Raw genomic sequence first — 18580 nt, 5'->3', positions numbered from 1 at the left:
CATTTTACCGGGCCGTGTCAATAACCGCGCTCCGACGTCAGGTCACGCCCGCTTGCGCAGCCGACGCCTCTCCATCTCGGACAATCCGCCCCAGATTCCGAACCTCTCGTCATTCGCAAGGGCGTACTCCAAGCACTCCTGGCGGACCTCACAGGACTCACAGATGCGCTTGGCCTCACGGGTGGATCCACCCTTTTCAGGGAAGAATGCCTCCGGATCAGTCTGGGCACATAATGCCTTGTCATGCCACTCTGGCTCGTCGTCACCGCCTCCGGCAAGCAAGGTTAAAATCTCGTCCATGGGGGAAGCTCCTCGAGATCAGACGCGGCGAGTTCCGCGCCGATACACAAACTACACGCGTGAGATTCACTGCGCGACTTTGTCGCGCGGAAAACCCGCAATAACCGGCGTGTCGCGCCAGCAAACGTGGTCGATTCGTGGCCTCAGCACAGACCGCACTCAGACAAGCTCCATGACTACGCCTGGCCGTCCGGCTCGTCGCGTGAAGGGCCCGACGCCTCCGTCGTCCAGCCGCCGCCTGCATCATTCTGATCCCACGATGATGCCCCCGCGCCACTCGCAGCATCCCCGGCCCTAGTCCACACTGCGCCGACCCCGGCTGGCCAACTAACTTCATCGCCGTGAGCCGGGCCCTCGGCTTCATCGGCGACGACGGAGCGGTCAGCAGACCCATCCTGGACGGCCTCAGGTTCTGCGGGGTCCTCATTGTCCTGGACTGAAGCTGCCTCGGGCCGCGTCAACACCAATAAGACCCAAGCAGCGAGGGCTTTAATGGCGATCGCCAAAAGATCACCAAATAGTCCCAAGGCAGCCCCAAAGGCCCCGCCGGGGCCGTGAATTGGTGACAATAGGGCGAGAACGAGGTCACATCCCGCTGCGACGGCAACAACACAGGCAGATACCTTGCCAAGCAATTCAGCATGCGGCGTCGCCGGATGGATAAACCGGCACACCAAAACTGCCGCCAGCAGCAACAAAATCATGCCAATTCCCAGCGAGCTTCCAGACAGGCTGCGAGCCATACCGAAGAGCCCACTGCGATCGTGAGTTAGCATCTTGACCACACGCACAACAAAAGCGACAAGGAAACCAACGCTGACAACGATGACTGTCCACGCAAGTGGCTCACGAATTTCTCGGGCGTTGCTCACGCGTATCGCGCTCCCGCCCGGGCAGCAACCTCGGCCACCACAGCCTTAACCTGCTGCGATTGAGACATCGGCACCACCAGGGTGGCGCGATCAGTGCTCACGACGGCCATGTCATGCAAGCCTGCGACGGCTAAGACAGCGTCAGGACGGTCATTGATCAACAAGTTTCCGGCTGAGTCAACCGATACCGTCAAACCGCTCACGTTGTTGCCCATCCCATCACTAGGTAAGTGGGGAGCCAACGCCTCGTAAGAGCCGACGTCGTACCACTGGATCTCCAACGGAATAGCTGCAACATGAACACCACATCCGCCGTGAGATGCCGGTTCCATGACCGCGATGTCGACCGAGACTTTCTCCATGCACGGGTAAACCTCAGCTAGTCGGGACGGATCCGCGACCAACTCGTCGACGTGATGACGGGTCTGGGGCTTGAGTTGAGATAAGCAGTCCAATAGGGTCGCAGCCCGCCACACAAACATGCCGGAATTCCACCAGTACTCACCGGAATCCAGATACTGACGAGCCACCTCAGCGCTGGGCTTCTCAACGAATTCCAGTACCTGGTGAGCACGCGAACCAGGCCTTAGCCGGCCACCCCGATGCAGGTATCCGAATCCGGTATTGGGCTCGGTGGGGACAACACCGAAAGTCACTAAAGCGGTGGGGTCAGTATTGGCGAGATCAAAACCGTGCTGGAGGGCGGCCCGAAAATCATCGACAGGACGAATAATGTGGTCAGCTGTGACGACAGCCATGACGCCATCGGGGTCGCGGTCGGCGATAATTCCCGCCGGCCATGCCACGGCGCTGAGGGAGTCACGCCCCACCGGCTCGCCCAGAATATTCTCGGCGGGAACTTCTGGCAACAGCTTGGCGACGGTATCGGCATACGACGAACCCGTGCACACCAAAATGTTGGCGTCGGGCACCAGCCCAGCGACTCGTTCGTAGGCCATCCGAAGCAAACTGACCCCGTCAATAAGTTCCAATAATTGCTTGGGCTCTCCCTGGTGAGACAACGGCCACAGGCGAGTACCGGATCCTCCGGCCAGGATGAGGATGTGCTGCATGTCTACAGAGTATCCGGCCGCGACAACGCAACCGCGTTAGACGCACCACAGCGTCTTATCCTTCACAATGGGTGCCATGGTTTCCCTTACTCGGCCAACTCCAACCCGAAGCTCTGACCCCCTGACTGCCCTATGCCAGCGCAGTCAGAACGCAGGAGCATTGCCCCTACTGACGTGGTACCACGGCGCCGACCGCGGTGAGCTGTCAGCACGCACCTTGTTGACGTGGGTTACGAAGTCGGTTTACCTGCTCGATAGCGAGGGAGTCGAGCCCGGTGGTGTCTCCCGTCTTTCAGTATGCGGTGTGCGTCCCGGCCATTGGACAAGTTGCGTGTGGTTGCTGGCCTCGTGGTGGGCTGGACTACGAGTCGATCTGACTGGGCAAGAGGAAGCAGCACTAGAAGTCATTGGCCCGGACGTCGCCCCCGTCAACTCCCCCGATGTCCTCATCCAGTGCAGTCTTGCGCCCCTTGCTACTGCGTGCGAGACCCTGGTACCAGGGGCCATTGATAATGCCGATGTTCTTGCCGCCCCTGACGACCTTGTTGCAGCACGGCCTGCCGCCACCAATGCTGTGTGGCTCACAGGGCGCCAGGAATGGACCGGAGAACAACTTTTCAGCCTAGTGCCGCTAAACCAACCAGTTTTGCTCTCTCCCGATCGGATTCGTCTCGGTGGCAGCGAACTCGTAGCCACCACCCTTACTAGTTGCCTCCTGGGTGGCGGGTCGTTAGTCCTCGTCGAGTCCACCGATGACCTGGCCACCATCGCAGCCCAGGAGGGTGCCGTCGACGTATGAGATCAGTCGTTTGCGCGATCACCTAAACCGACGAGAAATCCAGCTCCCCAGCTCATGTGCATAATCGCCAAGACGAGAGGCAGACGGGCTCGAACCCCGGGATCCAAGTCACGTTTCATGGCGGCCGACCCAACCCCGATGATGCTGGCATAGCCCAGCGGCGCCGCCCAGCCGATAAGCGGCCAGCGCTTCAGCGATGTGCCCTTAGCAGCATGAACGACCCCGATGAGACCGAGGATAGTTCCCGCCGTAATCCCCGTGACCGCGATAGGGGCAGCCACATATCGCAGACTCACCGAATCGCGATGGCGGCGCATGACCTCGCGACGCCACTGGCCAGTACGGAAAAACTGCTTCGCCAAGGCCTTGACGGTAGAGCGAGGCCGGTACGTCACTCGAAGATTGGGGCTGAACCACACCTCTCGTCCAGACTGACGCAATCGGTAGTTAAGCTCCCAGTCCTGAGCCCGGTCAAACTCCGGGCAGAAACCACCGACGGCTTCGAGATCAGCCTTGCGGAAAACGCCAAGAAAGACCGTTTCAGCCGGGCCCTCTGGCGCATCGCCCTGATGGAAAGCGCTGTTACCCAAACCCAACTTGGAGGTATAAGCCACCGCCACAGCCTGCTCGAAGGGAGTACGTCCCTTCGCGTCCATAATCCCACCGACATTGGCCGCGCCAGTACGCTCCAACAATTCGACGGCGGTTGCGATGTATTCCGGGCCCAGCTCACCGTGAGCGTCGACGCGCACGATGATGTCGTACTGGGATACGGCCACACCAAGGTTCAGGGCCTTGGGAGTGGTCCCGTCGGGGTTGTCAATCACCCGAATGCGATCGTCTCGAACAGCCAGATCCTGAGCTATCTCAGCCGTGCGATCAGTGCTCGGGGCGATAGCGAGGATGATTTCCATCGGACCCGGGTAGCCCTGATTAAGGACTCCGGCAACCGACTCCTCGAGATATCTCTCCTCGTTCCTGACCGGTATGACAACACTGACCGGAGGCGCGAGGTATGACGACATGCAGGCTATTGTGCCAGGTCTGAATAGCCTTTTAATCCTTCGGCACACAGGACTCGCCCGATCAAGCCCGCGGATCTGAATGGACTTGCGACTACGGTGGAGTTCATGTCTTATCGAGGCACTGGGCGCAGGCCCCGCGACGAGCAATCTCGTCAGTCTGACCTGGACTGGCTATACGGGGTTGACGAAAACGACGCCACTCGTATCGATCCAGTGAACCCGCCGCGCGGCACGTCCGATAGGACGGGTCGTCCACGGACAGACCGGCGCCCCCAGCCCCGTCAAGGTGCACGTCGCTCCTCCTCCCAGCAATCCCCACAACCGCGACCCTCTCGGCGTCCTCCTGCTGAGCTGTACGGATCCGATGGCCAACGACGCCCACCGCGTCAGGCCCGACAGCGGCGGCAGGCCGCGAGTCACCCAGCGCCACGCGCACGTCGACGTCGGCATCCCTTCAAGGTCGTCATAGTGCTGTTGTTGGCATGGGTGGTGTGGCTCGTCGCGGTGCCGTCATATGCCCTAGGCCATACTGGAACGGTGGACGCCACTCCAGACGGACCACGAGGCGCAGATCACCCGGGCACCCTCGTACTGCTGGTCGGCACCGATGAGCGGCAGAATCTCACGCCCAGGCAACAGAAGCAATTGGGCACCGGCACCGAAGCCGGTCTGCGCACCGACACCATGCTGCTGCTCTACATGCCACCAGAAGGCAAGGATGTCCTCATCTCCCTGCCGCGAGATACGTTCCTGCGCATTCCCGGGCATCATCACAACAAGCTCAATGCTGCCTACTCGATGGGCGGAGCGAAGTTGCTCGTTCAGACAATTGAAAAGGCCACTAACCTGCGCATCAACGGTTACGTCGAGATTGGATTCGGTGGGTTCGTCCAAATGGTCGACGCGGTCGGCGGGGTTCATGTAACCCTCAACAAGCCAATGGTCGACAAGGACTCTCACACGAACCTTCCTGCCGGCCCCCAGAACCTCGATGGGGTCCAGGCCCTCGGGTACGTGCGGATGCGTAAGGCCGACGCGGAAGGAGACCTAGGCCGCGTCAAAAGGCAGCAGCAGGTGGCCGCCCAGGTGGCCAAGAAGACCCTTAGCCCGTGGACCTTCATCAACCCGGTACGCTATTGGAAAGTGAATATGGCCGCGTCGAAAGCGGTAAAGCTCGGCACCGACACCTCAATCTTGACGGCCTTCAAGACGGCCCGAGGGCTTATGAAGGTCTCCGGAAACGACGGAATCAAGATGACCGTCCCCGTCTCGACCGCCTCGGCCTACACCTCAGCCGGATCGTCGGTGTTGTGGAACGACAACAAGGCCGCCCAATTGTGGGACGACCTGCGCAGCGGCGACACCTCAAAGGTAACCGAACTATCCTGATTCCCACCTCTGCGTAACCCTCCGGTTGGACAGCTCACAGCAGCCTCGCCGCGCCCCAAGGCGATCGGATCGTCGTCATACGCCACGTGAGGCCACCCTGATGGCTAGCCCGAGAGTCACCGTCACATCGAGAACCTCCCCTAGGCGGGCACTACCGATAGTCACCCTTTTGAGAGCGTGATGCACACGTTTTCATCATGACTCTCTAAGGTTGGTGCCATGGTTGCCAATGCCGACACCGCACACAGGCTCGACGATGCTCTGACGAACCTTATTCCCTGGCACGGTCCGGTAGCTCCCCGAGCTCACCTGCATACCGACGCCCCCACCCTCGATTTGTCTGGAACCTGGCGGTTTCAGCTAGTCGACTCACCCCACGATGCACCGGCTGGCTTCCCCGATCCTCAGTTCGACGACACCGATTTCGTCGACCTCGCCGTGCCGTCCTCCTGGCACATGGTCGACCCAGCCGGAAACGCGCCCTTTGGCCGTCCGGCTTACCTCAACACCAACTACCCCATCCTGGTTCCCGCCTCAGACGAGGACATCGTCGTTCCCAATGAGAACCCCACCGGGTGCTACCGTCACACTTTCGAGGTCGGAAAAGAATTCACCGACGCCAAGCGAGTGCTGCTGCGCTTCGAGGGCGTCGATTCCTTTGCCCGTGTTTGGTTCAACGGGGTCGAACTAGGATGGACCAAGGGTTCGCGTCTCACCAGCGAGTTCGACGTCACGTCGCAGCTGCGTTCTGGCCGCAATGTGCTCGCTGTGGCCGTCAGCCAGTGGTCTGACGGTACATTCCTCGAAGACCAAGACATGTGGAGAATGTCAGGAATCTTCCGCGAGGTCACCTTGCTGGCTCGGCCTCATGGCGGCATTGACGACCTTTTCGTCCATGCCTCTTGGGACGGTGACGCCAAGCTCCTCATCGACGGGCCGGAGGGCGCAACCGTGGCCATCCCCGAGCTTGAGCTCGCCACCACCTGCAACACCGAAGTGGCGATCCCCGACGCGCAACCGTGGACCGCCGAAACCCCCAAGCTCTACGACGCCACGGTCTCCACCGATACCGAAACCGTCACTATAAGGATCGGATTCCGGAGTGTCGCCATTGCCGGAGATATCATCACCGTCAACGGAGAAAAATCGTATTCCGTGGGGTTAACCGCCACGAATGGCATCCACGCACCGGGCGAACCCTCGGTGAGCAGACGATGCGCGCTGACCTCGAGCTCATGAAGCGCCACGGCGTCAATGCCATTCGCACCTCGCACTACCCGCCGAATGTTCGTTTCCTCGATCTGTGCGATGAATATGGCGTCTGGGTCCTCCTTGAGTGTGACCTCGAGACCCATGGCTTCGAGAGGGGTGGCTGGGACGGCAACCCGACCAATGACGACCGCTGGTATGACTGCCTACTTAACCGCATTCAACGCACCGTCGAACGCGACAAGAATCATCCCGCCATCATCGGGTGGTCGATGGGCAACGAATCCCACTGTGGCGAAGGCATTCGTCTTATGAACGACTGGGTTAAGAATCGTGACCCATCCCGTTTCACCCACTACGAGGGGGACGACGCCCACGCCATCTGCGATGTATGGACGGTCATGTATCCGTCCATGGAGTGGGTCGAGGCCGTGCGGGACCGCACCGTCATGCCCGGGGCCGAGCCTGCTCCGCAGACGGGACGCGAGCTCGGGCTGCCCTTCTTCATGTGCGAGTTCGCCCATGCGATGGGTAATGGCCCCGGAGAACTCGACGCCTACGAGGAGCGCTGCTTCGACCCGCACTTCCACCGTGACCGCATGCATGGTGGATTCATCTGGGAGTGGATCGATCACGGCATCGACACTGGACGTGGCTATGCCTACGGGGGCGACTTCGGTGAGGTCCTGCACGATTCAAACTTCGTTTGTGATGGGCTCGTCCTGCCCGATCGCACTCCTTCCCCAGGCCTGCTGGAGTTTACGGCGACGATGGGGGCGGTGCGCATCGAGGTCGACAGCGAGCAACTGCGCGATGGCAACGGCATCACCGTGATCAACCGACGTGATTTCTCAGACCTATCCGACCTCACATTCGTGTGGCAGCTCATTGACGACGACGAGTACGTCCAGACAGGAGTTCTCGAGGTCGGCGCCTTGGCCGCCCACCAAATCTGGACTGGGACCGTGCCACTTCCTGACGAGATCTCCGATCGGATGGTTGTCGTCGTGGAAGCGAAGCTGGTGAGGGACACCATCTGGGCACCGGCCGGTCACGTTGTAGCCCGGACATCAGCTCTGCTGGTTCCCAAGCCGGGCCCCCGCCTCTATCTTCCGGCATCGTCACAGCCGCATCGTGACGGTACTGGCTGGAGTCTCGGACCAGCACACTTTGACCGTCGTGGTCGCCTCGTGACATGGGGTAACGCGAACCTCGTCGCTCCTGTTCTTGACCTCTTCCGTGCCCCCATTGACAACGATCGGGCAAGTTCACTGGCCCGCAACGCTATTGGTGACGCAGCACTCGCAGCTGGTCTCGACCGACTCGTCCACACCACGACGTCGGTGCGCGACGAGGGCGATGAGTTGGTCGTCGTTACTCGCAGCGCTGCTGCCGCCGCACGCAATTCCATGACGACAACGTGGAGTTGGCGCGCCATCCAGACCAATGATGGTTCCGAAGGGGTGCACCTTGACCTCCACGTCGATCCGCACGGATACTGGCCGACCATGCTCGGTCGCATTGGCGTGACAATCGGCCTGCCCGCAGAATGGACCACCGTTTCATGGTTTGGCCTCGGGCCGACCGAGAACTATCCCGATTCTCAGCACACCGCCATCTGGGGACGCTGGAATGGAGAGGTGGATGACCTGCAAAACCCCTATGCCATGCCCCAGGAGAACGGCCTTCGCCAGGGAGTCCACGAACTGACGATCAGCGGTTCGAACGGCGGCCTGCGGATCACTGCAGACGGTAGCTGGCCGGCATTCGCGGCCCGGCCGTGGACTTCACAGGCCTTGCTGACTGCCGCCCATACCTGGGACCTGAAGCCCGACGGGCACACCTGGCTTACCTTGGACGCCGTGTCAGCCCCGCTTGGATCGACGTCCTGCGGCCCGATGCCGATCATGTTTCACCGACTGTATGCCCAACCGGTTGACCTGTCACTAACCCTGTCGCTGATCTAATGGCCGGGTCGTAGCTGGCCCAATCCCGGGCCAGCTCAGCAATGAACTCTCGGTAGTCGCTCAGGGACAGGAGTGACGACGCACTTTCTCGCCCTTGCCCGCAGCCACATCGTGCAAATCGGACTGGTACTTGACCATGGCCTCGCACAGCTCAGGGGTCGACGCGGCAAGAATCCGTACCGCTAGCAGGCCGGCGTTCTTGGCATTACCGACGCCGACCGTCGCCACCGGCACACCACCTGGCATCTGAACGATCGATAGCAAGGAATCCATACCGTCGAGGTGGGCTAGCGGCACGGGAACCCCGATAACCGGCAGCGGGGTCAGCGCGGCGACCATGCCCGGCAGATGGGCGGCACCGCCAGCACCGGCGATGATCACCTTGATACCGCGCTTGTGCGCGCCTCGACCGAACTCGATCATGTCCTCAGGCATGCGGTGGGCCGACACGACGTCAGCCTCAAATCCCACATTGAAGTCGGTAAGCACCTGAGCCGCAGGCTCCATCGTCGGCCAGTCAGAGTCCGAGCCCATGATGATCGACACTTGAGGGCCATTGGCGTCGCACGCCAGCCGGCGTGCTCCCCCGGTGGTTGTTTTGACCTTCTCACCTCGGCGCGGCTTACGGCTAGCAGTGGTGGTCTCAGGCATCGTGTTCTCCCATAAGGTAGGCGGCGGCATGGCGGGCCCGACGATGAGTCGTCTCAATGTCGTTACCAAGGCAGGTGACGTGACCGACCTTGCGACCGGGCCGCACGGACTTGCCGTACAGCTCGACGCGAAGTTCTGGGTCACGAGCGAAGCAATGTTGCAAAGCCCCGGTCAAATCCTCTTCGGACCCACCGAGGACGTTGGCCATGACAACTACGGGAGCGATCAGGGCCGGTGAACCGAGGGGTAGGTTAAGCACGGCTCGCATGTGGTTTCCAAACTGACTCGTCTCAGCTCCGTCGATCGTCCAATGGGCAGTGTTGTGAGGACGGGTCGCCAGCTCATTGACGACGACGGATCCGTCCTCACGCTCCATCAGCTCGACTGCCAGCACCCCGATGACGTCGAGGCGTCCAGCAATGTCGAGCGCCATGGTTTGCAGCTCAACTTGACGGTCCGACGAGAGGTCAGGGGCCGGGCTGATAGTCTCCGCACATACCCCGTGACGCTGAATAGTTTCGGTAACCGGGTACGCGGCTCCCTGACCCGACGGGGAGCGCACGACGACCGCGGAGAGTTCGCGTCGGAAATCGACGAACTCTTCCGCGAGAATACGAATCGGCTGCTTGCCGTCGGCCAGATCCCCGGCCGCGTCAAAGGGCTCACCAGCACCATCGGGGCCGTCGATCTTGAACACTCCTTTGCCGTCATAACCGCCACGGGAGGTTTTCGCAATGACAGGCCAGCCACGGTCATGACCAAAAGAGACGAGGTCTTCGGGAGTGTCGCAAACCTGCCACGCAGGATTCGGGAAACCCTCGCGCTCCATAAACTCACGCATGACGACCTTGTCTTGCGCGTGAACCATGGCGGCCGCCCCTGGGCGGACCGCGTACCCGGCCTCTTCCATCTCCTCAACGAGGACCGTCGGTACGTGTTCGTGGTCGAAGGTGACGACATCGCACCCGGCGGCGAAATTCATAACAGCGTCGTGGTCGAGGTGGGAGCCAACGACGACGTCAGACATCACCTGGGCCGCAGACTCTTCAGGATCAGAGGCCAGCAGGCGGGTGCGCACCCCCAATCCGATCGCAGCCTGATGCATCATGCGGGCTAACTGCCCGCCGCCAATGATTCCGATGGTGTAAGACGTCACGACGTTCATCGTAACGACCACCGGACATAAAACGCCCACCGTGACGGGCGTAGGACTCAGACTCACCTCCCGCAGCCGCAATCACCTCGCAGCGCGAATCGTCCATACTGGAAACATGGTGCGAGTTGGACAGCCACTGAGGCATAACCGTAACGAGACGGTACTCGTGCACACCCGTCGTCACGCCAAAGCCCTCTTCTGGCCCGTCGTCATGGGGTTTGTTGGGGTTGTCGGAGCGGCCGCTCTGCTTGGAATCATGCCTTCCGACATGCGAGCACAGTATTGGCCGATCGTTGTCACTATCGCAGTCGCACTCATTATCGTCGGCACCCTCTCCCCCTGGCTGACATGGTTCACGACAACGATGACGATCACCGATCGCCGCGTCATGTTACGCCATGGCGTTGTCGTTCGACGCGGCCACGATGTCATGATTGACAGCCTCATTGATGTGTCATGGCAGGCCGCGTTGTTTGACCGGATGATGGGCTGCGGAACACTCATCCTCACTACCCCGTCCGACCAGATGGTGCTTAACGATGTCCCCGGGGCACGTCGGGTCGTCGACCTCTTCACGGACCTGACGGACAACGGATACGGCGAGTACCTGAACGACTACTGCGAGGAATCGGTCACAGCACGGTGACGTCGAGTTCCTCGCGCAGAACTCCCGACGATGTCGGCTCATCAGAGGCAGAGAACCTTGATACCTCGGCCCTTTCATGCTCAGCGACCGCCCCAGCGAACATTCCGTCGACAAAATGCACCGCCGCCCCATCGTCGACCGCGTATCCGCCAGGAAGCACCCCGTTGGCGACCGCTTGGGCGTAGATAGGCGCTCGCTCGGACTCACCGTCGAAGTGAGGACAGAAAGAACCGTCCAACAGACCCATACCGCCACGCCAAGCTCGCAGATCCCCGAAAGCGTCGGTTAGACACCCGGAGAACCAGCACGCTGCACCAGCAGAGACACCGGCGAGGACGACGTCGCTGTCAGCTGCGATCATGCGCCGAATCACGTGGTCGACCCCGTGCATCTTCCACAGCGCCATAAGGTTGGCGGCTGATCCACCACCAGAGACAACGATGTCCGCTTGAGAGAGACGCTCCACCGACTCCGCTGCTCCCTGCCACAGTGTCAACACCATGTTGCGCACCCCGAGGGCCGAATAGGCGGCCAGAAAACGGTTGACGTAGACCGGATCGTCAGCAGCTGCGGTGGGGGCGAAGCACACCAGGGGGGAAGACTTTCCAGACAGGTCAAGGATGTGACGGTCGAGAGCGGTAGGCTCACCGCGGTTCGACATCGAAAAACCGCCACCACCAAGGGCCAAGATGTGGGTCGTCATAGTCAGCAGTCTAGATGGTGGGAACGCTCAGGACGCCGTAGCGGAACTCACCTGGTTCGCAAATGATGAACGTCAGCAGCGTTGAAACTGCGACGCCCGTCAGAAGTTTCCACCACGATAGCGCCATCAACGTCAACGTCGACACCGATGCCCTCAATGGCCCCCTCACCACCACCCACGATTTCTGGGTCGAAGGTCAGACGGACCGGAGTACCAATGGTGTCACAGCGGGCCACATACTGATCCCGCACCGTTCCGGTCTCCAACCACACTGTTAATAGCTCGTCAAGGTGGATGAGAAGGCTGGCCAGCAACTCATTCTTGTCGTGGTTCAACCCACACAGAGCCAGAGAGGTCGCCGTCGGCAGGGGCAATTCGTCACGCCCCATCGAAACGTTGATGCCGATTCCGATGACGGCGTGCGGACCGGCTGGACCGTCAACGCGTTCTGAGAGAATTCCGCACACTTTGCCGCCCTGGTCAGTGTCCAGATCCACGAGCACATCATTGGGCCACTTCAGCGTCACTCGGGAACGGTCAGCCCCACCGACCTCCTTGATGACCTTGACAACAGCGAGCCCCGCAACCATCGACAGCCAGCCCCAGTCCTGCGACGGACGATCATTGGGCACCAACGCTGAGATCGCCAAACTCGTACCGGGGACATCCTGCCAACTGCGCGTGAACCGTCCACGCCCGCCCTCTTGGTGGTCAGCAACGAGTAGGCAGAAAGACGTTCCCCCTGCTCGCACGAAAGCAGCCATGTCGGCGTTAGTGGAACCGGTGGAGTCAATGCAGGTAACTCCTCCCCCACGAGGCCCCGTAAAAAGGGTGTCCCCGGCAAGCTCAAGAACGCGATCAGCAATAGGCGAAGGTGTGGACGGCACCTGCTCAGACTACCCAAAAGTACCCACGCGCGACGGCCGGACCAACGCCGGGTTCCCTATTGTTATCCTAAATAGATATGTCATCGCTGAAAGAGACGACAGATCACCGCGGCAATAAATACGGAGACACCATGCAAACGCTCTACGAGCACTCCCGTCGCATCCTCGCCGTGTTCCTCATCGCAGCACTGTTGTGCCTGGCGATTATCGGCCCTCTACCCGATACGCAGTCGAGCGCCACTCTCACCTGTACCACGACCGGCATCGCCGCAATCTTCCTCGTTGTCGTCGCATCTCATGCCGATCCACACTTCGGCCTCGACAGCCTGGCCTTCATCGTCACCTTCCTGGCCTCAGCAGTGTGCCGAAGAGCGGCGACGAATCCGGTCTCCCACAGCCTCTACCTGCCAGTCATCATCACCGCGGTTGCCCTGGCTGCTGTGGCGGTGGTGCTGCGCGCTAGTGCATCTGTGAGTCGGCAGGAGACGACTGCCTCCCAGTGATCCCGCGGCACCATTAAATCGTCCCGGGGATAAGTCGTCCCGGGGAGCGGCCCGGCACCACATTTGTCGCCTCTGACGGATAGTCTCAGCATATGGAGATCGACATCCACACCACGGCCGGGAAGATCGCCGACCTCGGTCGGAGGATCGACGAGGCCGTCAATGCCGCATCCCCCTCGGCCATCGAAAAGCAACATGCCACCGGAAAGATGACCGCCCGGGAACGCATCTTACGGCTACTCGATGAAGATTCCTTTACTGAGCTTGACGAGTTCGCCCGTCACCGCTCAACGAACTTCGGCATGGACCGCAAACGTCCGTACACCGACGGGGTCATCACCGGTGTCGGCGCGATCCATGGTCGCCCGGTTTGTGTATTCAGCCAGGACGTCACTATCTTCGGCGGATCCCTCGGCGAAGTCTACGGCGAGAAAATCTGCAAAATCATTGACTTCGCCGTCAAGACTGGTTGTCCCCTTATCGGCATCAATGAGGGCGGCGGCGCACGCATCCAAGAGGGAGTGGCCTCCCTGGCCCGCTTCGGTGATATTTTCCGCCGCAACACCAGGGCCTCCGGTGTTATCCCCCAGATCTCCATCATCATGGGTGCGGCGGCCGGAGGCCACGTCTACTCTCCTGCCCTCACTGACTTCATTGTTATGGTCGACCAGACCTCCCAGATGTTCATCACCGGCCCGGCTGTCGTCAAGCAAGTCACCGGTGAGGACGTCTCTCTCGAAGAGCTGGGCGGCGCACGCACCCACTCCGTCAAGTCAGGCAATTCCCACTACCTGGCCAATGACGAGGACGATGCTCTCGAGTTCGTCCGCGGCCTCATTAGCTATCTTCCGCAGAACAACCTTGAGGATCCGCCGTTCTACGACGATGGCGAGGCCGACCTGACGATCACCGATCACGACCGCAAGCTCGACGTTCTCATCCCGGACTCTTCACATCAGCCCTATGACATGCACGAGGTCATTACGACCGTGCTGGACGAAGACACCTTCCTGGAGATCCACGAACTTTTCGCCCCCAACGTCATCTGCGGATTCGGACGCATTGAAGGTCGTGCGATCGGCATCGTCGCCAACCAACCGATGATCAATGCCGGCACCCTCGACATCGACGCATCTGAGAAGGCCGCCCGGTTCGTACGCACCTGCGACTCTTTTAACATTCCGGTGCTCACCTTCGTCGACACCCCTGGTTTCCTACCCGGCGTCGAGCAAGAGCACGACGGCATTATCCGCCGCGGCGCCAAACTCATTTATGCCTACGCTGAGGCCACCGTGCCGCTACTGACCGTCGTCACCCGCAAGGCCTACGGCGGTGCCTACATCGTGATGGGGTCCAAGACCCTCGGCGCCGACGTCAATCTGGCCTGGCCTACCGCACAGATCGCCGTCATGGGGGCCGAGGGGGCCGTCAGCATCCTGCATCGACGCACCCTTGCCACGGATCCTGATCCACAGGCCAAGCGCAAAGAGCTCATTGACGAATACGAGACGACGCTATCGAACCCGTACCAGGCTGCCGAGCGCGGTTGGATCGACCAGGTTATCCATCCGCACGAGACTCGCGCCTCGGTCATCCGCACCCTTCGTCTGCTGCGTACCAAGCGTGAGACCCTGCCTCCCAAGAAGCACGGAAACATCCCGCTGTGAGTGAGGGCGCCATGAACGATGCAATTACGGTGACGAAGGGGAATCTCACCGACGAGGAGCTCGGCGCGCTGGTGACGGTGTTGGCCGAGCTCACTCGCCCCAGCCCGAACGCCTACGTGCCTGATGACCGGCCGATCGCCTTTGGCTGGAAATCGTATTGGCGTACCATCCGTGAACCTTTTATGCCCGGCCAGGCAGCCTGGCGTGGATCTTTGCGACGCTACTGATATGACGACCTGTTTCGTTCTTGCCTCGAAGTCCCCAGCTCGGCTACGTATGTTGCGTTCCGCCGGTATCGAGCCCGTCGTCATCGCATCAGGGGCCGATGAGAGTCATCTGCGCGGGGAGGACGCGGTTGCCATGACGGCGAGGTTGTCCCGCCTCAAGGCCCACTCAGTCATCGAATCCGGAGCTCTTGAGGAGTACCCCGCTGACCGGATGATCGTGGTGGCCTGCGATTCCGTTCTCAACCTTGACGGACGCATTCTCGGCAAACCTCACACTGCCGAGCGCGCCCGGCAGTGGTGGCGTCGGATGCGCGGTCACCAGGGCGTGTTGGTGAGCGGCCATCACGTCGCGGTCATTGTGAACGGGCAGTTACGCGAGCAGACCCGCATCGGCCAAACCGTCGTCACATTTGCCGACCTCACCGACGCCGAAATCGACGCCTACGTGGACAGTGGGGAACCCGCCGCGGTGGCGGGGGCGTTCACTATCGACGGTTTGGGCGGCGCCTTTATTACTCGTATCAACGGTGATCCCCACAATGTCACCGGTATCTCTCTACCCCTGCTGCGCCAGATGCTCATGGACCTCGACGTCGAATGGTCCTCACTGTGGAACGGTCCGAAGGGTGGCCATCTGAGCTGACGGTGGGAAGATCGTCCCGGGGCGGTTTAAGGTTCCGTCGCAGATTACGGGCATCGATGTGTCTCGTCAGCACCGCTTGAGCGCTCGATTGCATGCCACCTGACGTTTAACCAACGATGACCAGGAGAGCCCGAGCGCATCTCCTTGGGTGATACCCCCAGTATTGTTCACATCGTCCCCATGGTCGGGTTTGACCAGAACAGAAAGAACGGTTCACCCATGCGACCCTTCAACATGTAACAGATGTTGCGTCAGGGTAATTAGCATTACCGCCAGAGAGCCAACCGGACTTCTCATGCTAGCCGCAGCAATATCTTTTAAAGCATCCTTCCGAACAGGATTATCCCACGGCGAGATACTCACCTCAGATTTTCTTCTACGCAATCTGAACGATTGTTTCCCTATCACTGGGTGGATGCTTGACATCATCACAGTACACCCCAAAAAGGAAATACTCGACTATCCCCAGAATAGGAGGTGACAGCAATTACTACACCGATGGTTCCGAGTCACACGAGACGAACTGTATGGATTATTAATATGTGTCATGTCCCGCCCTGTACCTTCCACAGCTTCAGCCGTGACGCAAAGTCAGCCCCGCCGCCTCGTCGGAACTGGTGAAGCCTCCACTCCACCCCTTGGTGTCGCCGCGATTCGAGATGAAAGTCAAGGATCCGTTGGCGTTTCCCGTCACTGTAAAACCCGATGCCGACAGATTATCGGCCAGAAAATCGTGTACTTTACCCGACGTATCCGGCCCAGTAAGCAGGGTGATGTTGTTGACGTGATCAACCCGTAACGTGACGGCCAGTCCCTTGGGCAGCCGGAAATTCCGGGGGCCATATTTAAACCCCAGATTCGCCAGCGTCTCCGCACCGGCAGGAGCCGGGGTAGCGGATGCAGCAGAAGGGCTCGGCACGGCTCCCCCGTGTGAAGGAGCACACCCTGCCACGACGAGCAGAACCGTCACCGCGACCGCTGCCCTGGCATTCATGCCGACGATGCTATCGCTGATCGTCCCTTACACCTGGTCATGCAGTATCAGGCACGACACACAGCATGGATCGCACTGTCAGGGGCGCGGGCGGGGCGCTTGAGGTTGTTGGCAACCCGCAGATACATCGCGCCGGCGTCTACGTCGGCCATGGTGTACGCGGTATCGCTCCTGGTAGGACGAGTACGGTGGCGTTATGAAAGCGCCCACGACGTCAGAAATTTCACACAACAGCCATGGTGCTAAGAGTGTCCTCGTGACCGGGGCCACCCGCGGCATCGGGCGGGCCATCGCCGACGAGCTAGGGCGCGACCACCACATCATCGTGGGAGGACGCCACCAAGAAGCCGTCGACAACGTGGTATCAGAACTACCCAACGCCTCCCCCTTCGTCGTCGATCTGACCGACGAGGAGGCCACCGCTGCAGCCGTCTCCCACCTGGACCACCTTGACGTCCTTATTAACAGTGCAGGAGTGAGCGCGGCGTCACCTGGCGATATTGCCTCCCAACCCCGAGACGAATGGCGCCGCGTGCTAGAAATCAACGTCGTCGCCGTCGCCTACCTCACTCGCCTAGTACTTCCCCTACTGCGCGCCAGCCACGGCGATGTCATCATGATCAATTCCGGATCAGGATTCCTGCGAACCCCCGCCAGCGGTGGCGTATACGCAGCATCAAAGTACGCACTGCGAGCACTCACCCACGCCCTACGCGAAGAAGAACGCGGCGTAGTCCGGGTAACCTCCATTCACCCCGGCCGCGTCGACACCGACATGCAAGTGGAGCTCCAAGCCCAGGCCGGGCGCCCCTACAACGCCGCCGACCATCTGCGTCCACAGTCGGTTGCCGTCACCGTGCGCGCAGCTTTGGAAGCCAGCCCGGACGCCATGATCGAAGAACTCTCAGTGCGCCCAGTCTTCCGCGGCTGATCCACCCCGCAGCACGACCCGGGCCATCAGAGGGCGCAAGGGGCAAGTTGGCCCCAGCATCATCACATGCCAGGGCCAACATCATGTGAACCTTGTGATGGTTTCAGGCTCGGTAATTACCCTGGTAAACGCAGTCGAACGGGGCGTTGCCGTGCATCCGGTTTTCGATCGCCGAAACGACAACCTGCTTAGCAGTGCGGACAGCATCGAGGGCGCTGGCCCCCTTGGCAATCTCCGCGGTGATCGCGGCAGCCAAGGTGCATCCAGCACCAGAGACGCGCTCCTGGCCGACGGCAGGAACTTCAAGGACCTCGCAATCATGGCCGTCGTAGTAGACGTCCAGAGCGGTGCCAGTGTCCAGCAGGGTGCCGGCCTTGGCGATGACGACCGGAACTCCCTGGTCACCGATCCGCTTGGCAGCATCTTTAAGGGCTTCCACGGAGGTGATCTCGTCCACCCCGGCCAAGGTCTGAGTCTCGAAGAGGTTCGGAGTCACGACGTCAGCTCGTGGCAGGAGCTTCTCGCGCAAAGCATTGTCGGTGTCAAGGGCGGCACCGGGCTCCTGACCCTTACAGATGAGCACCGGATCAAGGATGACCTTAGGGAACTGATAGCTCTCAAGAGCCTCAGCGACGACGCCAATCGTCGTCGGGGTGCCGAGCATACCGATCTTCACGGCGTCGACCCGACCATGGACGGCAACGGCCGCCTCAATCTGATCATGGATGACTTGCGGGTCCACCGGCACAAACCGGTGCCCCCAGTCATTGTGAGGGTCAAACGAGACGATGCACGTCAAGGACGTGCATCCGAACACCCCGAGCTGGTGAAAAGTCTTGAGGTCGGTCTGGGCTCCAGCGCCACCGGACGCCTCGGACCCGGCAATAGCAAGTGCAATCTTCGTCACGCTGTCAAGTCTAGAAGGCCTTCCCAGTAAC

19 protein-coding genes and 2 pseudogenes are annotated in these 18580 nt (G+C 60.7%); 10 read left to right on the top strand and 11 right to left on the bottom strand.

Annotated elements, in window-relative coordinates; translation table 11 throughout:
- Positions 1-42 precede the first annotated feature (42 nt).
- The 3 genes from ACOYO3_RS03525 to ACOYO3_RS03515 form a co-directional block, all read right to left on the bottom strand.
- Positions 43-300 (bottom strand): WhiB family transcriptional regulator, encoded by a 258-nt coding sequence (locus tag ACOYO3_RS03525; protein ID WP_002514693.1) that lies wholly within the window; start codon positions 298-300, stop codon positions 43-45.
- 176 nt (positions 301-476) lie between these two features.
- Positions 477-1172, bottom strand: a complete 696-nt coding sequence (locus ACOYO3_RS03520) for a hypothetical protein (protein WP_002514694.1) — start codon at positions 1170-1172, stop codon at positions 477-479.
- Complete coding sequence (locus ACOYO3_RS03515; RefSeq protein ID WP_002524863.1) at positions 1169-2245, bottom strand: mannose-1-phosphate guanylyltransferase; 1077 nt, start codon at positions 2243-2245, stop codon at positions 1169-1171. The genes ACOYO3_RS03520 and ACOYO3_RS03515 overlap by 4 nt, the downstream gene beginning before the upstream one ends.
- A 67-nt stretch (positions 2246-2312) precedes the next feature.
- Between ACOYO3_RS03515 and ACOYO3_RS03510 the strand changes: the two genes are divergently transcribed.
- Entirely contained in the window at positions 2313-3044 is a 732-nt protein-coding gene (locus tag ACOYO3_RS03510) for a TIGR03089 family protein (protein ID WP_312845775.1), read from the top strand.
- 2 nt (positions 3045-3046) lie between these two features.
- Here ACOYO3_RS03510 and ACOYO3_RS03505 read toward each other — a convergent pair whose 3' ends face one another.
- Together ACOYO3_RS03505 and ACOYO3_RS03500 are read right to left on the bottom strand one after the other, a co-directional pair.
- A complete protein-coding gene (locus ACOYO3_RS03505; protein WP_002522153.1) occupies positions 3047-4069 on the bottom strand; it encodes a glycosyltransferase family 2 protein in 1023 nt (340 codons plus the stop codon).
- A gap of 103 nt (positions 4070-4172) precedes the next feature.
- The gene (locus ACOYO3_RS03500) at positions 4173-4505 is read right to left on the bottom strand and encodes a hypothetical protein (RefSeq protein WP_002524865.1); all 333 of its coding nucleotides are present in this window, start codon (positions 4503-4505) and stop codon (positions 4173-4175) included.
- 32 nt (positions 4506-4537) lie between these two features.
- Between ACOYO3_RS03500 and ACOYO3_RS03495 the strand changes: the two genes are divergently transcribed.
- Together ACOYO3_RS03495 and ACOYO3_RS03490 are read left to right on the top strand one after the other, a co-directional pair.
- Entirely contained in the window at positions 4538-5458 is a 921-nt protein-coding gene (locus tag ACOYO3_RS03495) for an LCP family protein (protein WP_002524866.1), read from the top strand.
- A 219-nt stretch (positions 5459-5677) separates the two neighbouring features.
- Positions 5678-8634 (top strand): annotated as a pseudogene (locus tag ACOYO3_RS03490) (glycoside hydrolase family 2 TIM barrel-domain containing protein).
- A gap of 60 nt (positions 8635-8694) precedes the next feature.
- On the opposite strand, the gene purE reads toward ACOYO3_RS03490, so the two are convergent.
- On the bottom strand, positions 8695-9285 hold the full coding sequence (purE, locus tag ACOYO3_RS03485) for a 5-(carboxyamino)imidazole ribonucleotide mutase (protein ID WP_002514701.1): 591 nt from the start codon (positions 9283-9285) through the stop codon (positions 8695-8697).
- Complete coding sequence (locus ACOYO3_RS03480; RefSeq protein WP_002517664.1) at positions 9278-10450, bottom strand: 5-(carboxyamino)imidazole ribonucleotide synthase; 1173 nt, start codon at positions 10448-10450, stop codon at positions 9278-9280. The genes purE and ACOYO3_RS03480 overlap by 8 nt, the downstream gene beginning before the upstream one ends.
- Before the next feature lie 106 nt (positions 10451-10556).
- On the opposite strand from ACOYO3_RS03480, the gene ACOYO3_RS03475 reads away from it, so the two are divergent.
- Positions 10557-11087, top strand: a complete 531-nt coding sequence (locus ACOYO3_RS03475; protein ID WP_002524869.1) for a PH domain-containing protein — start codon at positions 10557-10559, stop codon at positions 11085-11087.
- Here the strand turns inward: ACOYO3_RS03475 and ACOYO3_RS03470 are convergent.
- Both ACOYO3_RS03470 and ACOYO3_RS03465 read right to left on the bottom strand, forming a co-directional pair.
- Positions 11074-11790: a peptidase E gene (locus tag ACOYO3_RS03470; protein WP_002517608.1), complete on the bottom strand. Its 717-nt coding sequence runs from the start codon at positions 11788-11790 to the stop codon at positions 11074-11076. The two genes, ACOYO3_RS03475 and ACOYO3_RS03470, sit on opposite strands and share 14 nt — an antisense overlap.
- Before the next feature lie 47 nt (positions 11791-11837).
- Positions 11838-12584 carry a biotin--[acetyl-CoA-carboxylase] ligase gene (locus ACOYO3_RS03465; RefSeq protein WP_254935033.1) on the bottom strand — a complete coding sequence of 249 codons (747 nt, stop codon included), beginning with the start codon at positions 12582-12584 and terminating at the stop codon, positions 11838-11840.
- A 170-nt stretch (positions 12585-12754) separates the two neighbouring features.
- Here ACOYO3_RS03465 and ACOYO3_RS03460 point away from each other — a divergent pair, with 170 nt between their 5' ends.
- The 5 genes and pseudogenes from ACOYO3_RS03460 (at position 12755) to ACOYO3_RS03440 (ending at position 15957) form a co-directional block, all read left to right on the top strand.
- Positions 12755-13180, top strand: coding sequence for a hypothetical protein (locus ACOYO3_RS03460; protein WP_002517633.1), 426 nt, complete (start codon positions 12755-12757; stop codon positions 13178-13180).
- Positions 13181-13272: 92 nt separating this feature from the next.
- Positions 13273-14847 carry an acyl-CoA carboxylase subunit beta gene (locus ACOYO3_RS03455; RefSeq protein WP_002517667.1) on the top strand — a complete coding sequence of 525 codons (1575 nt, stop codon included), beginning with the start codon at positions 13273-13275 and terminating at the stop codon, positions 14845-14847.
- A gap of 11 nt (positions 14848-14858) precedes the next feature.
- Positions 14859-15074, top strand: coding sequence for an acyl-CoA carboxylase subunit epsilon (locus tag ACOYO3_RS03450; protein WP_002514708.1), 216 nt, complete (start codon positions 14859-14861; stop codon positions 15072-15074).
- Between the two features lies 1 nt (position 15075).
- Complete coding sequence (locus ACOYO3_RS03445; RefSeq protein ID WP_014167039.1) at positions 15076-15717, top strand: Maf family protein; 642 nt, start codon at positions 15076-15078, stop codon at positions 15715-15717.
- Between the two features lie 10 nt (positions 15718-15727).
- Positions 15728-15957, top strand: a pseudogene (locus tag ACOYO3_RS03440) (hypothetical protein).
- Between the two features lie 334 nt (positions 15958-16291).
- Here the strand turns inward: ACOYO3_RS03440 and ACOYO3_RS03435 are convergent.
- Positions 16292-16711: a hypothetical protein gene (locus tag ACOYO3_RS03435; protein ID WP_002514710.1), complete on the bottom strand. Its 420-nt coding sequence runs from the start codon at positions 16709-16711 to the stop codon at positions 16292-16294.
- 196 nt (positions 16712-16907) lie between these two features.
- Here ACOYO3_RS03435 and ACOYO3_RS03430 point away from each other — a divergent pair, with 196 nt between their 5' ends.
- A complete protein-coding gene (locus ACOYO3_RS03430; protein ID WP_002517617.1) occupies positions 16908-17642 on the top strand; it encodes an SDR family oxidoreductase in 735 nt (244 codons plus the stop codon).
- Positions 17643-17745: 103 nt separating this feature from the next.
- Here the strand turns inward: ACOYO3_RS03430 and ACOYO3_RS03425 are convergent, their stop codons facing one another.
- On the bottom strand, positions 17746-18549 hold the full coding sequence (locus tag ACOYO3_RS03425; RefSeq protein ID WP_002514713.1) for a hydroxymethylpyrimidine/phosphomethylpyrimidine kinase: 804 nt from the start codon (positions 18547-18549) through the stop codon (positions 17746-17748).
- Positions 18550-18580 lie beyond the last annotated feature (31 nt).

The organism is Cutibacterium sp. KBN10P07758 (assembly GCF_050286205.1).
GTDB lineage: Bacteria > Actinomycetota > Actinomycetes > Propionibacteriales > Propionibacteriaceae > Cutibacterium > Cutibacterium acnes.
The sequence above is the reverse complement of the archived record's forward strand: the minus strand, read 5'-3'. Positions and strand labels throughout refer to the sequence as shown.

Bases quoted from the DNA above. Each gene is read 5' to 3' on its own strand.
- ACOYO3_RS03525 (WP_002514693.1), bottom strand. From the start codon at position 300: ATGGACGAGATTTTAACCTTGCTTGCCGGAGGCGGTGACGACGAGCCA.
- ACOYO3_RS03515 (WP_002524863.1), bottom strand. From the start codon at position 2,245: ATGCAGCACATCCTCATCCTGGCCGGAGGATCCGGTACTCGCCTGTGG.
- ACOYO3_RS03510 (WP_312845775.1), top strand. From the start codon at position 2,313: ATGGGTGCCATGGTTTCCCTTACTCGGCCAACTCCAACCCGAAGCTCT.
- ACOYO3_RS03505 (WP_002522153.1), bottom strand. From the start codon at position 4,069: ATGTCGTCATACCTCGCGCCTCCGGTCAGTGTTGTCATACCGGTCAGG.
- purE (WP_002514701.1), bottom strand. From the start codon at position 9,285: ATGCCTGAGACCACCACTGCTAGCCGTAAGCCGCGCCGAGGTGAGAAG.
- ACOYO3_RS03480 (WP_002517664.1), bottom strand. From the start codon at position 10,450: ATGAACGTCGTGACGTCTTACACCATCGGAATCATTGGCGGCGGGCAG.
- ACOYO3_RS03475 (WP_002524869.1), top strand. From the start codon at position 10,557: ATGGTGCGAGTTGGACAGCCACTGAGGCATAACCGTAACGAGACGGTA.
- ACOYO3_RS03470 (WP_002517608.1), bottom strand. From the start codon at position 11,790: ATGACGACCCACATCTTGGCCCTTGGTGGTGGCGGTTTTTCGATGTCG.
- ACOYO3_RS03460 (WP_002517633.1), top strand. From the start codon at position 12,755: ATGTCATCGCTGAAAGAGACGACAGATCACCGCGGCAATAAATACGGA.
- ACOYO3_RS03455 (WP_002517667.1), top strand. From the start codon at position 13,273: ATGGAGATCGACATCCACACCACGGCCGGGAAGATCGCCGACCTCGGT.
- ACOYO3_RS03450 (WP_002514708.1), top strand. From the start codon at position 14,859: ATGAACGATGCAATTACGGTGACGAAGGGGAATCTCACCGACGAGGAG.
- ACOYO3_RS03445 (WP_014167039.1), top strand. From the start codon at position 15,076: ATGACGACCTGTTTCGTTCTTGCCTCGAAGTCCCCAGCTCGGCTACGT.
- ACOYO3_RS03435 (WP_002514710.1), bottom strand. From the start codon at position 16,711: ATGAATGCCAGGGCAGCGGTCGCGGTGACGGTTCTGCTCGTCGTGGCA.
- ACOYO3_RS03430 (WP_002517617.1), top strand. From the start codon at position 16,908: ATGAAAGCGCCCACGACGTCAGAAATTTCACACAACAGCCATGGTGCT.